At 33.8% G+C, this 12,920-nt stretch carries 15 protein-coding genes and 2 pseudogenes; 6 read left to right on the top strand and 11 right to left on the bottom strand.

Features of this window, described 5'->3' with window-relative positions; all coding sequences use genetic code 11:
- Positions 1 to 147 precede the first annotated feature (147 nt).
- Positions 148 to 537 (bottom strand): hypothetical protein, encoded by a 390-nt coding sequence (locus tag J5U23_RS10275; RefSeq protein WP_218258161.1) that lies wholly within the window; start codon positions 535 to 537, stop codon positions 148 to 150.
- 585 nt (positions 538 to 1,122) lie between these two features.
- Entirely contained in the window at positions 1,123 to 1,563 is a 441-nt protein-coding gene (locus tag J5U23_RS10270) for an NUDIX hydrolase (protein WP_218266093.1), read from the bottom strand.
- Positions 1,564 to 1,936: 373 nt separating this feature from the next.
- Between J5U23_RS10270 and J5U23_RS10265 the strand changes: the two genes are divergently transcribed.
- Positions 1,937 to 2,980 carry a radical SAM protein gene (locus tag J5U23_RS10265; RefSeq protein ID WP_218266092.1) on the top strand — a complete coding sequence of 348 codons (1,044 nt, stop codon included), beginning with the start codon at positions 1,937 to 1,939 and terminating at the stop codon, positions 2,978 to 2,980.
- 260 nt (positions 2,981 to 3,240) lie between these two features.
- Positions 3,241 to 4,065: an MFS transporter gene (locus J5U23_RS10260; RefSeq protein WP_218266091.1), complete on the top strand. Its 825-nt coding sequence runs from the start codon at positions 3,241 to 3,243 to the stop codon at positions 4,063 to 4,065.
- Between the two features lie 111 nt (positions 4,066 to 4,176).
- Here the strand turns inward: J5U23_RS10260 and J5U23_RS16175 are convergent.
- Both J5U23_RS16175 and J5U23_RS10250 read right to left on the bottom strand, forming a co-directional pair.
- Positions 4,177 to 5,436 (bottom strand): annotated as a pseudogene (locus tag J5U23_RS16175) (tyrosine-type recombinase/integrase).
- 269 nt (positions 5,437 to 5,705) lie between these two features.
- On the bottom strand, positions 5,706 to 6,305 hold the full coding sequence (locus tag J5U23_RS10250; protein ID WP_218258155.1) for a DUF2249 domain-containing protein: 600 nt from the start codon (positions 6,303 to 6,305) through the stop codon (positions 5,706 to 5,708).
- Between the two features lie 247 nt (positions 6,306 to 6,552).
- Here J5U23_RS10250 and J5U23_RS10245 point away from each other — a divergent pair, with 247 nt between their 5' ends.
- Positions 6,553 to 6,780, top strand: a complete 228-nt coding sequence (locus J5U23_RS10245; RefSeq protein ID WP_218266090.1) for a hypothetical protein — start codon at positions 6,553 to 6,555, stop codon at positions 6,778 to 6,780.
- On the opposite strand, the gene J5U23_RS10240 is transcribed toward J5U23_RS10245, so the two are convergent.
- The 3 genes from J5U23_RS10240 to J5U23_RS10230 form a co-directional block, all read right to left on the bottom strand.
- Entirely contained in the window at positions 6,761 to 7,084 is a 324-nt protein-coding gene (locus J5U23_RS10240) for a hypothetical protein (protein ID WP_218266089.1), read from the bottom strand. The two genes, J5U23_RS10245 and J5U23_RS10240, sit on opposite strands and share 20 nt — an antisense overlap.
- Before the next feature lie 3 nt (positions 7,085 to 7,087).
- Entirely contained in the window at positions 7,088 to 7,834 is a 747-nt protein-coding gene (locus J5U23_RS10235; protein WP_218266088.1) for a plastocyanin/azurin family copper-binding protein, read from the bottom strand.
- Between the two features lie 104 nt (positions 7,835 to 7,938).
- Complete coding sequence (locus J5U23_RS10230) at positions 7,939 to 8,466, bottom strand: hemerythrin domain-containing protein (RefSeq protein WP_218266087.1); 528 nt, start codon at positions 8,464 to 8,466, stop codon at positions 7,939 to 7,941.
- Between the two features lie 124 nt (positions 8,467 to 8,590).
- On the opposite strand from J5U23_RS10230, the gene J5U23_RS10225 reads away from it, so the two are divergent.
- Positions 8,591 to 8,866 (top strand): hypothetical protein, encoded by a 276-nt coding sequence (locus J5U23_RS10225; RefSeq protein ID WP_218266086.1) that lies wholly within the window; start codon positions 8,591 to 8,593, stop codon positions 8,864 to 8,866.
- Between the two features lie 44 nt (positions 8,867 to 8,910).
- On the opposite strand, the gene J5U23_RS10220 is transcribed toward J5U23_RS10225, so the two are convergent.
- The 3 genes from J5U23_RS10220 to J5U23_RS10210 form a co-directional block, all read right to left on the bottom strand.
- Positions 8,911 to 9,525 (bottom strand): helix-turn-helix domain-containing protein, encoded by a 615-nt coding sequence (locus J5U23_RS10220; RefSeq protein ID WP_218258149.1) that lies wholly within the window; start codon positions 9,523 to 9,525, stop codon positions 8,911 to 8,913.
- 17 nt (positions 9,526 to 9,542) lie between these two features.
- Complete coding sequence (locus J5U23_RS10215) at positions 9,543 to 9,890, bottom strand: DUF488 domain-containing protein (RefSeq protein ID WP_218260273.1); 348 nt, start codon at positions 9,888 to 9,890, stop codon at positions 9,543 to 9,545.
- 71 nt (positions 9,891 to 9,961) lie between these two features.
- Complete coding sequence (locus J5U23_RS10210) at positions 9,962 to 10,192, bottom strand: C2H2-type zinc finger protein (protein WP_218267539.1); 231 nt, start codon at positions 10,190 to 10,192, stop codon at positions 9,962 to 9,964.
- A gap of 92 nt (positions 10,193 to 10,284) precedes the next feature.
- Between J5U23_RS10210 and J5U23_RS10205 the strand changes: the two genes are divergently transcribed.
- The gene (locus J5U23_RS10205) at positions 10,285 to 10,668 is read left to right on the top strand and encodes a metal-sulfur cluster assembly factor (protein ID WP_218266085.1); all 384 of its coding nucleotides are present in this window, start codon (positions 10,285 to 10,287) and stop codon (positions 10,666 to 10,668) included.
- Here J5U23_RS10205 and J5U23_RS10200 read toward each other — a convergent pair.
- Positions 10,661 to 11,092: a universal stress protein gene (locus tag J5U23_RS10200; RefSeq protein WP_218260690.1), complete on the bottom strand. Its 432-nt coding sequence runs from the start codon at positions 11,090 to 11,092 to the stop codon at positions 10,661 to 10,663. The genes J5U23_RS10205 and J5U23_RS10200 overlap by 8 nt on opposite strands.
- 473 nt (positions 11,093 to 11,565) lie before the next feature.
- Between J5U23_RS10200 and J5U23_RS10195 the strand changes: the two are divergent.
- Positions 11,566 to 12,544: pseudogene (locus J5U23_RS10195) on the top strand (transposase).
- Positions 12,545 to 12,920 lie beyond the last annotated feature (376 nt).

The following is a 12,920-nucleotide window of genomic DNA, read 5'->3' as shown; positions in this document are numbered from 1 at the left end:
AATACTGACCTTCAAAGTAAATATTTAAAAGAAATAAGGAATCGTTAATCTTAACAATTCCTCCTACAGAATATGTCCACCAACAATAAGGTAAGAGTGACACAATAACGTTTAGTATTAAAGCCAATGTAGATAAGGGATATTTTATCATATTGTCTCACTTGTACAAACAGTAACATTAAGGAAATGCAACTTAATAAAAACTATGCAATCATTGTTTCTGATATTATTGTAAAATTCGTGATAATTATTAACTTGTAACGTAATATTCTCAGCTGTTAGTGCTGGAACGATCCTAGGATTAGGCAAACTTATTTCTTTTCCATTTATATTACAAACTACAATAGAGAAATTCTCAGGATTATTTATGCATACTTCTAATTTATTACCTTCGATAAAGAAAGATATCTTCGGTTGACTGAAAATATTAATGTTAGAGAGTTGTAAGATCCCTTGATTTAATGAATTCAAGGCGTTCATAAAAATTAATTCAATCGCAAGGACTACAATGAATGCTATAAGTCCTACAGTTTTCACATCATCCTCTTAATCTTCCTAGTAAAAACTTTTTGCAGTTAGAACTCCTAATTCAAGAAAATACTGATATATAACTAATTTTATCATAGATTTAATTATAATATAATATAATTACGGTGATTTTTATAAATTATAAATTTTATGAAGCACGCATTATGTAGATATAAAAATAAACATAATTACACCGGATAATAAGTTAAGATGCGTGCTAAATACTACAGTAAAAACAAAGAAGTTTTATAATAGATTATTGAATAAATAATTCCAATAAGGAACGATGGAGTAACGAATTAATTGATACTCTATTAAAGTGCAGGAACTAAGAATTTAGCAAAAGTATGAAAATATGATGAAGCCTAAATATATAATACATATCTCAATTTTACAGTAATAATTAAATTTGAAAATATTATTTTATAAGATAATAGGAAAATTATTTCCAATATTAGATTAAATCTCTTGAAGAATAAAATAAAACTCATTATTACTATTACTAGATATAATTTGAAAAATGTATTCATTAATATTTCTTATTACTTACAAATAGAGATTTAATCTCTGTAATAATTCTTATGTTTTTAAGTGCTATGTCTTTTCCCAACCAAATTCACTGTATATTTGTCCTTTTAATAGTCCTAAGTCAATTGCTTGTCTTACATAAGGAACTAAATTTTCTGGAAGCTTGCCAAGCTCAAACCATCTTAAAGCTTCAGCTTTATTAGGTTCTTTAATTGTGGATTCACCTATCCACTTAATTGCTTTAAAGAAAAAGTCTACTCTCTCTTGGTTTTCAAATCTGTGCATTACATGGATAAGCACTAAATCCTCACGGCTAAGTTTAATTCCAGCCTCTTCCATAGCTTCTCTTATCATTGCACTTGTGGCAGATTCTCTAGCTTCGACATGACCAGCTATAACACTCCACCAGCCATCCATGTATCCTGTATTCTTCCTTAATTGCAAAAGAATTTTACCTTCCTTCAAAAGAAAAAGATGAACCGAAAGTATCTGAGGATGTCTGTTCATAGGATATGATATCAGCCAAAAAATAAAAAACTAGTCTAACTAAGTCCTATAATACCAAAATTATAATTATTAAGATAATTTTAGAAATTGACATGCATATATTATATGGCAAAATAAATAATATTATTAATTTATAATTTAAATTTATTATATATAAAATATAGTAAAACAAAGAAATGAATGATATAAAATTATAACAAAGATTAACAGAGTTTAATATAACATGAATACTCTTTTCAAACTAAAAGTATAAAAACTTACTTAATAGATTTATAGTATGACAATACTAGATAAAATTCCATTAGAAAGCATGAATCTTGATAATAAAGTCTAAAATTATTTTAAAGATAGAATTAAGCAAGTTTTTTTATATGTGACTGATAACTGTAACTTATTATGTGAACATTGTATTTACAAACCAAATATAATAAGTGGAAAATTGCATAAAAGAGAGATTCCCTTAGAAACGGCATTAAAACTAATTTATACCTTTAGGAAACTCGGCGCAATAAAATTATCAATACTAGGAGGAGAACCCACTCTATACGGAATTACTAATGAATGGAGAGATCTACTGACATTAATTTATGCGGCTAAAAAAGTATATAATTATAGATACGTTAGGATAGTTACTAATGGACTTCTAATAGATAAATTACTTGATAAAGAAGAATTTAAACTTCTTGATGAAATTAGCTTTAGTATTGATGGACCTACACCAGAAATTCATGATAAACTTAGAGGAAGAGGCACGTTTAAAATATCAGTTAATAATTTAATCCAATCAATTAAAAAAGGTTATAATGTTAACATCACTACTACAGTTACAAAGTACTTGATACCAACAGATGGGAGTGAAAAATGGACTTTAATAGATAGAATGATTAGATTTGCAGAAGAGCTAGGAGTGAGTAGGATAAACTTCCACGTAATATTTAAGATGGGAACAGAAGTTGATGCCTGGGATCAACACGTTGCAATAAATCCATATGATTGGATAGAAATATACAAAAATATTAGAACTAAAATAGCTAATAATGAATATAAAATAAAGGTAAGATTACCTCAGCACTTCGTAACAAGAGAAGAATTTGAGAAAAACAAGAAGTTTTATGGATACTGCCCAGTTAAAATGGGAGAAAGAGTTCTTATACACCCTAATGGTGTACTTAGAGTGTGTTCAGCACTTCTTTCTTCAATTCATCACATAGCTAACTACAATGATAAGGAAATTACTTGGGAAGAATACCAAAACGAAACAGTAAATCACAAGATGAATGAATATACCCCTTGTACTAATCAAATCAACTTGTATTTTGATAACTATGTTCCACTTTGTTTCTCATTTAAACCAGACCAAGATGAAATAATATGGAATGCATTAAGGCAAGAAAAATCTAACGGTTGGTTAGGATAATGAAAGATAAAACCATTTTATTGTTTTATTTATCATTATTCTTTTCTCGCTTTATTTATAATTTCTTTTATACTACCTCTCCAATATTGGCAAAAGTATATTACGACATTACGGACTTCAGTTTAGTTGAAGTTTACCTGTACATCTTTTCTCTCATAGGCACATTCATCTCTTTCTTTTTATTCAGGAGGTTAATCTTTCGCCTAGCTACATTTTTTGTTATTATCTCTATAATCTTTATAATAATTATAAAAAATCCTTTGCTATTTTATCTATCTAATGCTATGGCTGGGTTCTCTTTCGGGATTATAATAGCTTATATGCTTACTATAGCATCTTTTTATGGTGAAAAGCATCTCTATCTTTACTCTTTAGTCCTAGGTATTTCTACTATTGTTCAACCAGTAGTTCAAACATTCATAATGCTTTTCATAGGCTTTGAACTTCTCTTTATCTTCTATCTGGCATTATCTCTAGTCCTTTTTATTTACAGCTTAATACAAAGAATGAAAGATAAAAAGGAAATATTTAACCTAAAATTAAAAGTTAATTATGGAATTATCACATCAATCTTAATCACGATCTCTTACGTCACTGGATTTACTGTTATCTCTACATTCTTACCAGTTTACCTTATTATTATTATTAAGCACTTCAGTGCTGGAATTGCTTACTCTATTTTTATCCCATTTTTCGCATCTACTGTACTATCAAGGACTTTACTTAGTACCATAAAAATTAAGAATCTTAAGATTCTTTCTTCGCTTTCTATCATATTAACAGTATTAGGCTTTACAATACTTTTTGAGCAGATTTATATTATAGATACTATAGCAGCATTTATACTCGGTATTTCTCATGGTATTATTTATCCCTTAGCTTCAGTTTATATAACTAGGTACTCTACTGCTAATGAGAGAAATTCATATATGAGTCTTTATTTACTCTCTAGAGAACTTTCTTTCTCTTTAATAATTTTTCTCTTTTCTTTCATAAATTTGGGAACACAACTAATAGTATCAATTATCCTTAACCTTATTCTTCTGTTAATTCTCTTATTTCTAAGAAATGTTAATTACAACTAGAATACCTAATTATAATAAATATAATAAGGAGATCGGGAACGTTCTCCATTGTATGACCCTAGTTAATTAAATTCATAATAATTATATATGAAGATATTCTTCAGTTTAAAACTAGAGTAACCTCGGGGCGTGTTTATCGTATATCTCTCGTAATTCCTTTTCCGATAGGTTAAGGTAACGTTCTTGAAGGATTTGAAATTGTTGAGGCGGTGTTCTACCTTGTAACACGTTTACGACTAAGGGGCTGACCCCTTGTTTCAACATATAGCTAGCAAAGAATGAGCGTAAATCGTATAATCGAAATTCCCTTCCTATCACTTTCCTCATTGCTATCTTAATCTCTGTCCTTATATCGTCCTCGTCAAAAGGGAATAGCTTAGCCTTCCATTGCTCTATGTTAACGTTTAAAGCTTTAAGGGAATTAGCATACCTTCTTACAAATCGTTCACGGTATGGGAGATACGTTTCCTTTAACCACTCTACAGTGGGCTGATGGATAAATGTTACGTAAGCCCTCTTTGTCTTAGTCACTTTTCCTATCCTAATAACGCGGTTTTCCAAGTCCACTTGGTCTAGTCTTAGGCTGAAAACCTCACCAGTCCTTAGACCAGTCTCAGCTAAAATGAGGAAGTAAGCCTTAGCCCCTAAGCCTTCTATGGCGTTAAAGATTTGCTTAACCGTCTCTAACTCCAAATTTATTGGTGTGTATTCACGTTCATACTTAGGTATCTTTACGGCGTCGTATAATTCCCTTGCAATTCGGGGATTCTTTGGCTTTATAACTTCCTTGATAACCAATTTTAACGCCTTTCCTACGTTTTCGGCTCTCCCCTTACTCTCTTATAACACGTCTAGCATGTACTCCTTTAACCTGGTAGGTGTTAATTCGTAATTCAGTTCAGCTAATGCACGCTTTAGCGAATTAGTTCTCGTATATGCAGTCTTCTTAGCCCTTTGAGTCTTCATTATCTTCTCAAATAGCTTTACATCATCATCGCTCACTATGTACGTATTTGACAGCTCTTTAATGTACTCTCCTAACTCTTGCCATAATAACGTTAAGAAAAAGTTCCTAAAGGACTCATCTGTCTTAGCTTTAACTATGACGCTTATAGCCGTCGTAGGGTCTACGTCAGTGCTCTTAAGCCCGTAGAGTATGTCGTTTAACTCCTCAACTGTTAGAAGGTCTGAGGCTTTCTCAATAACCTCGTTAGGTATCTTCTTAATTTTACCGTTTACGTAACGGTTTAATGTTGACCTATCTACACCTATTTGGCGTGAGACGTAACTTAAGCCTAGCTCATCTATTGCCTTTTTGAGAATAGCTATCTTCTTTTGCTCATCTAACTTTTCCACGTTAACTTTTGCCATAAATTATGTTCACTATTTTCATGTATAGCATTGTTGCATTAAAACCTTATACTGTTGCATTCTAGCTACTTCTTATATAGAGAAAAACGTAGTAATGACGTAATTTAACGGTGTCAAATAGTGACATATCCTCTTAAGGGATCATACACAGTCACCCTCAACTCATTGGGGCTAGTCGAGGGAAACGCCTATATGAACATAATCATAATAAAAATGATATCGAGAAACGATTAAAAAAGTAATTAAAAGTTATGCAAAAATGCTACAGTCTAGTGTTTTAGATTAACCTCTGCAATACCCTTTTTTGCTGCTTCCATTACTTTCTCGTGATCTTCTGGTGAAGGGCTTGGTATAACTATGTGTAAAGCCTCCATATAAGTGTCAGCCTTAACTCCTCTCTTAACTCCTTTAGGTACTATTACGATTGACCCATCACGTACTTCATATTCCTTATTGCCAACGGTAACTTTTCCCTGTCCTTGTAGTACATAAAATATTAAATCTGAATTTGGTGCATGTATTGGAATATATTGCGCTGGCTTGAAAAAGACCAAAATAACCCCATACTCTTCTTTCCTAAGTACTGGAATTGGAGTGAAAACTTCTCCAGTTTTTCTAAACTCGGAAATGTGTGAAATTATCGCCTTATTAGTTTCTCCCTTCTTTTTTGTCAACCTTAATACGAAATCACCATTTTCCGTTTGCTCAACCTTATACTTCTCAACATGACCAGATAGTAGTTGTATTAAATGAGATGGATAATGATCAGCTATTACTGTCAACTCCTCTCCTTCTTTCAGCTTATCGAAGCTTTCTAACACTAATCTGTGCCTATATTCTGGTTCCACACTTCTTAGATCTAGTTCCATGGGATAGTGTTTTACCTTATATTATAAAAAATGGTACGCTAAAACATTAGGGTTACTACGTTTTTGAAAATGCCAGTTAGAAGTACAGAGTTGAAGATACCTAGAGCTCTTTAGCGACCATATGAGAGACACGGTAAATATGCAAAAATTTCGACACAACTTTATTGGACTTTCCGATTCACTTTATTTAACCACCTTATATTTTAGCTCCTCCTTTTATATCTAGAGAGGTCATATAATCCATGAGATGATAAGGTACATAATTGATACTAGAGTTTTAGAGTTCTCCTCTCATAAGATAATTGAAAGAAGGATTAATGAGATAGGAGAGGGTGAAATAATAGTGATAATTTCTAAAGTTGATCCAGCTAGGATACTTGCAAGACTGAAACTTAAGAAAGGTATTGACATTATAGTAAATAAAAATAAAAAAGAGAATTGGATAGTATATCTGATTAAGTCTTCTTACCACTAGTGAAAGCTAGAATTCCAGCAATCAGTAATAGGATAAATGATACTATTCCGATAAATCCCATGGCAGGTATTGGAAGTACTGCAGCTAAAACTAATAGCACACCTGCTATTGTCCTTTCTGAAATTAATGAACCGATTATACCCAAAACAAATGCAGATATAACTAGAAATCCCATGAAGCCGTAAAACATCATTCCTCCATATCCCATCATTCCGTATCTAGGGTAGAAAAATGCGAAAGGAATAGCTATTCCAACAATTAAAAGTAGTGAGCCAACTAATCCTAAAATTTGATAGTTCTCCATCTTTTACACCACCACTATCTCTCCATACATTCCCATTTCTGCATGACCGGGATATTCGCAAACGTAATAATATACACCTGGCTGACTGAAGGTGGTTGTAAAGCTGAACTCATAAGCTTGTCCAGAATTATAGTTCGCATAAGGTAACATTGGTGTCATTCCTATTGTATTCATTCTAATGTACATCATAGGGTAATAGGGGTAAGGTGGTGGGACTGGTGTAATTGCAATATTATGTAACATATCATCATCTAGATTAATGAATACAACTTGAACTGTAGCTCCTCTCGGTATAATAAGTGTTGGGTTAATCAAACCGTAGATTACGAAGACGTCGTGCTGCGCATAGGCTGGCGGTTGTTGTCCAGTTAAGTTTATTGCCCTCTCATGACCCATTCCCAAAACTACTAATACTATATTTGAAGAGGTGAAGAGTAAAGTGTTGTTATTGGAAAACACTTTAACGTAAGATGGAACATTTCTCATCATGGATATTGCCTCGCTTATTGGAATTGTATTTTCATACATCATTTCATATCCTCCATAATATCCCATCATATGGTACATTCCTTTACCCATCATTCCGTAATTCCCTTGTGCGTAATATCCCATGTACTGTAGTTGTTGGTTATAGTATGTTACAGAATTTTGTACTGGTAAATAGTTATTGTAATAATAAGCATACCCTACTACACTTGCGACTACGACTGTAATTATTACACCTATTAACAAGAGCTTTTTGCTTTCCATATGTATTACTTCATGTATGAGTTAAAAAATTTTGTGATTAATGTAGTCTAGAAATTAAAAAGTTAATCTAAAAAATAGAAAAATTCATTAAGTAATTTAATCTTTTATCTTTTATTTGATTTTTTATTGATATATCTATCATAAAGTGTGTTAATTAGCTCTATATATTTCTCGTGTCTTTCCTTACCGAACTCTTCTTCTACCCTCTCAAATTTCTCATAAATTGCCTTGTTCTCGTCATCAGATAACAAATTTTCAGCAGTTGGGAATAGGACGTTATTTTCCTTATCGATATGACTGGCTAACAGTACAATAAGTTTGTTCAAATTCTCTCGCAGTTCTTCGATCTCTTCATATTTAGCCTCGATCCTACTTATTATATCCCTCAACTTGTTATGTTCGTATACCATAACGTAAATTGGACCTCCTACCATCCCTTTATGTTCTAAAAAGTCAAATAGCACTTTCTCTTCCTTCACGTGATGACAATTATCCACGAAATTCTTTATGAAATCTATAATGATTTTAACATCTTGCATATTATCCTTGTTCACATCCATATTGTTCAGTATCTCTAACGCCTTTAAAATAACTGCGTGTTCGTCCATTAAGGTTTTTATGGAGCTCGACATCAATACGTTTTTACTCTTTTGACTATTATACTGAACACCTAATGACTAAGTCGTGGGAAGGGATGTTAAGTAATATGAAAATTAACAATAAAATATAAATACTAGTTTTTTCAAATAAAATTATATGAAAGTAGTTGTGGTACATCAATGGGAAGATAGTCAAAAAGATGCTGTAAATAACTTCTTTAACCAATTGGTTAGTATGGCTAAAGGTAAGAAACTTCCTAAAGGGATGAAGCTGGAAAGCGTGAGAATCTCTCAAGACGCGAAGATTGCCATTTGCGAATGGGATGTAGATAACATGGATTTGTTAATGCAAGCAGCAAAGCAATTTAACATAACGTGGAAAATCACACCAGTGATTCCACAAACCTTATATGAACATAAGTCCTTCTTCTAGGAATTTCACTTTCTTTTTTGCATTCTCTTTATATTTTTGAGATATTACCCTACTTTATCTAAATAATACTTGACGACTTTCCTTAACGCTCTCCTCATAATTTCCTCCAAAGTCGGAGCTGATATTCCCAATTGCTTTGCTAATTCAGTTAAAGTTACTCTCCTATCATCATCAAAATAACCCATCTTGTATGCAAGTTTCAATATTTCCATTTGTCTATCAGTTAAGTCATTACTGCTTATTTCAGAGGTGTTTAGGACTGTAAACTTTATCCCTTGACTAGTAAGATTAGCTAGAAACTCCTTAAAAGCTATCGTATTAGGGACCAAAAGCGTATAGAGTAATGTTCTCTCTTTTACTACTTTTATTTTCTCTACGACAACATTTGAAGTATAGAGAATCTTACAAACTGAGCATCCATTAGTTCTAACCCATACTTTGCTATCATTAAGCTTTAAGACTTTGGTACTATGGGACTTAAGTTTAATTAGATCATCTTTTTGGACCTCTTTTTCGAAAAGGACTATGTGATCAGTTGCATTATCCCCGAGTTTAACGTTGTCAACAGTTGCTTTAAGCCCAGTACTAGATATTATCCTCATAACCTCACAAGGGTGCTCTTCAATCAAGATTGTTACTTCAAACGGTGATTTTAACATCTGATAATCAATCTCAACTATTGTTTTAATATCTTTTTTTCTAGATACTCCTTTAACGCAATTGCATTATTATACGGTGATTTTGAGGCGTAAAGTAAGGTAATATTTTCGCCCTTTCTAATTAATTGCAATAAAATACTCATCTTTGGATTAGCATCTAGTTCCTCGAAATATTTCCTTTTGAACTCATCCCATTTACTGGCATCATGACCGTACCATCTTCGTAACTCATCACTAGGTGCTATATCTTTAAGCCATAAATCTACCTTATTTTTGCCAATTCCTCTTGGCCATAACCTATCCACTAAGATTCTTATTCCGTCATCTTTCTCTATTGGATCGTAAACCCTCTTTATCTTAATCATCATAATTTAAACTTCATTAGTGGTCTAAAAAAGAAAAACGCTAATAGATTAGGTTTGCAATAGTGAAGTCTTTATTGAAGTTCTACCCTTACTGGTTTATTAGTTATATGATGCAGACCGATATGTGTGAGCATACTAGCAGCCCCTCTTCTCTTTTCATGACAAACCGGACATTCATACCCGTCCTCCCTTACTATTGGCTTATAGTCGGAATGCTGAAGTACCTTATGCTGATAGTAAAGGGAATTGGAATTGAATGTCTCTCCGCATACTTCACATTTTAAGACTATACGCTTAACCATAATTATAATTAACCCATCTGGGTATATAAATGACCAATACCTCATTACTTAGGTGCGTTATATAAATTTTTTAAAGCATAGAAGAAAAATGTATGAATGAGAAGGAAAAAGTTGAATGGAAGAAAAAGATAATTCAAGGGATACATGAGGTTTACGATCCTGAAATACCAATAGATATAGTTAACTTAGGATTAGTCTATCAAATAGATATAAGCGACGATGGGGACGTATACGTCAGAATAGGAGCTACAACACCAGCTTGCCCAGTTACGGAAGACTTGCAATACACGGTAGAGCAAGTGGTTAAGGAGAGCGTACCGGCTAAAAGTATAAGGGTAAAGTTGGATTTGGATACGGAATGGACACCATTGATGATGACTGAAGAGGGCAGAAAAGAATTCATAAGAAAATTCGGTTATGATATAGTGAAGAGATGGGCTGAAAGGATGGGTATAGAGGAACAAAAAGTCACTTAACTACAAGAACGGGAATTTTGGCCTCATGGACAATTCTAGATGAGACGCTCCCTAGGAATATTCTCTTAACAGTTGACAATCCCCTACTACCAGTAACTATCAAGTCAGCTCCCGTTTTTCCCGCGTAGTCCATTATTGCAGTGGCAGGGTCTCCCTCAATGTTTACAGCTTCAACGTTTTTAACTCCACTATTCATAGCCTTTTCCTTAGCCTCCTCTACGTCTCTCTTAGCCTTATTATACATTTCATTTATTACCTCACTTGGTATTGGACCTAAACCCATACCAACCAATACTGAAGTATCTATTACTTCAATTATTGTAAGTTTAGCCTCATACCTTTTTGCCAAATCTATTGCAACATCTAATGCCCTTTTAGCATTTTCTGAACCGTCATAGGCTACGATTATATTTTTAAACACCATATTTTAAATCACCGTAATAATATAGATGTACAAATATAAAAAACTTTGTCCACGTAGTCAACATCTTAGTGATAAGAAAGGATCAATATCATATTTAAAAGATTAAATAATGTTTAGGTATAAGGCAAAATTTTCTCTATACTTTTAACTCAACTGTTAAAACAGTATAAATCTGCTCTACTACTTGCGACGGCAATCTATAAAACATGTGTCTACTTTGCTAAAGATCCCATATTTATGATATTATGAAGAATAAATATCTAATCAACATTCTACATCTTTGGAATAAATTTATAAATAGGCTCTTAATGATTTTATGTATGTATTTGAAGGTCTTTATGGTCATTTTATCAATTTTGATTTGGGGCGATTCAAGTTTTCATTGCGAATTCAATTTGTTTCTCTAAGAATAGATGAGAATAATTGATTCTACATTTTCGGTAACACTAAGGGGTCGAGCTTGAGGTAATATAATGGAATTCATAACCATTGATGAGAAAGCCCTCTACGCCACTCGGCTAAGTGAGGCCGTGGAGGAGGTTGAGAAGATGAGTCCCAGGCACGGGAGGGATAAGGATGTGCAGAGGAAGGGTTACGCTAGGTACAAGTTCCTCAAGGGTTTTCGGATCGTGATGGTTAGGAGGGAGATGAGGTACGACTTGGATTGGATCTCGGTGAAGATATCTGTACTCTACGGTAAGCGGAGGATGAGGACTCAGATCAAGGAGACTTTGTTCAAGGAGGAGAGAAGGGTCTTTGCGGCTCTGATGTTAGTCTACTCGGTGAAGGGAGGTAAGTTGAACGCTAAGCTCTGGATGCCTCAGATCGAAGCGAGCGGTGAGTTCAAGTATATAATAGTTGATGGGAAGTACGTGAAGCTCAAGGGAGGAAAGGCAGTCCTTCTTGTGGCTATTGACGTGACCGAGGATGGCAAGAGGCAGGTGGTGGAGATAATCCTGAGCTGGGAGGAGGACGCCATGGCTTATTGGAGGCTCTTGGTTGAGGTCTGGAAGAAGTCGCGCTTCATTCTTATAGTAGCTGATGGGATCAAGGCCTTAGACAAGGTGATTTCCCTCGCCGAACTTCATGTGGCGAGGCAGTGTTGCCTGGTCCACCTCAAACGACGCGCGACCAAGGAGGAAAGGGAGGTCTTAAACGCGATCATCTCCTCAGCTGAAAGCGGAGAGCTTAAGTCCGAATCCTGCCCAACGCTTCTGAGCTACCTCAAAACCAGCTAGAAGCTCTGGAAGTGGCTCAAGTCTAACGACTTGGTCGAGTCCTTCAACTCCCTCTTGGAGAGGAGGCGATTCGGTGTGTTTCAGTCTCCTGGAGGATGCTCCAGATCACCCGAGCCATAGCGATCTACTACAACCTATTGATCTGTTTTCTCATCATTATAATAATATTACGAATCCCTTATTCTTATTGCTTCAACAGAAATATATCCAGTAATTTCTTTATTAAATTAATCTAATTCAAGACAAAATATTATAATTTGTAATGAACCCTTGAATCGCCCTCTAAGAAGTTTAGCGTCATTTTCTGACGGTACCAATATTGTATTACAATAATCGGAAAAACTTTCTAAAAATCTTATTATATCCCTTCCTAATATTCCTAATTCAACGTCTTGTTTGATTCTATGGAATGTAAATGAAGAACGCAGTCTGTTTTAGACAATTTACTTGAAATTAAAGTGGGTAATATAGCCCATGCCGTTTCTGAAATCAATACGTCATATTTCCCTTTTATAATTCTGTATATAAAAAGTAGAGAAAGTTCTATTAACCATAATAATGGTTTTCCTTTTTCCTCTACATTTCTCTTT

The sequence above is a fragment of the Saccharolobus shibatae B12 genome (genome assembly GCF_019175345.1).
GTDB classification, from domain to species: Archaea; Thermoproteota; Thermoprotei_A; order Sulfolobales; family Sulfolobaceae; genus Saccharolobus; species Saccharolobus shibatae.
The sequence above is the reverse complement of the archived record's forward strand: the minus strand, read 5'-3'. Positions and strand labels throughout refer to the sequence as shown.

Excerpts from the sequence above, each read along its gene's own strand:
- J5U23_RS10270 (WP_218266093.1), bottom strand. The coding sequence starts at position 1,563 with ATGAACAGACATCCTCAGATACTTTCGGTTCATCTTTTTCTTTTGAAG.
- J5U23_RS10250 (WP_218258155.1), bottom strand. The coding sequence starts at position 6,305 with ATGGAACTAGATCTAAGAAGTGTGGAACCAGAATATAGGCACAGATTA.
- J5U23_RS10245 (WP_218266090.1), top strand. The coding sequence starts at position 6,553 with ATGATAAGGTACATAATTGATACTAGAGTTTTAGAGTTCTCCTCTCAT.
- J5U23_RS10240 (WP_218266089.1), bottom strand. The coding sequence starts at position 7,084 with ATGGAGAACTATCAAATTTTAGGATTAGTTGGCTCACTACTTTTAATT.
- J5U23_RS10235 (WP_218266088.1), bottom strand. The coding sequence starts at position 7,834 with ATGGAAAGCAAAAAGCTCTTGTTAATAGGTGTAATAATTACAGTCGTA.
- J5U23_RS10230 (WP_218266087.1), bottom strand. The coding sequence starts at position 8,466 with ATGTCGAGCTCCATAAAAACCTTAATGGACGAACACGCAGTTATTTTA.
- J5U23_RS10225 (WP_218266086.1), top strand. The coding sequence starts at position 8,591 with ATGAAAGTAGTTGTGGTACATCAATGGGAAGATAGTCAAAAAGATGCT.
- J5U23_RS10220 (WP_218258149.1), bottom strand. The coding sequence starts at position 9,525 with ATGTTAAAATCACCGTTTGAAGTAACAATCTTGATTGAAGAGCACCCT.
- J5U23_RS10215 (WP_218260273.1), bottom strand. The coding sequence starts at position 9,890 with ATGATTAAGATAAAGAGGGTTTACGATCCAATAGAGAAAGATGACGGA.
- J5U23_RS10210 (WP_218267539.1), bottom strand. The coding sequence starts at position 10,192 with ATGGTTAAGCGTATAGTCTTAAAATGTGAAGTATGCGGAGAGACATTC.
- J5U23_RS10205 (WP_218266085.1), top strand. The coding sequence starts at position 10,285 with ATGAATGAGAAGGAAAAAGTTGAATGGAAGAAAAAGATAATTCAAGGG.
- J5U23_RS10200 (WP_218260690.1), bottom strand. The coding sequence starts at position 11,092 with ATGGTGTTTAAAAATATAATCGTAGCCTATGACGGTTCAGAAAATGCT.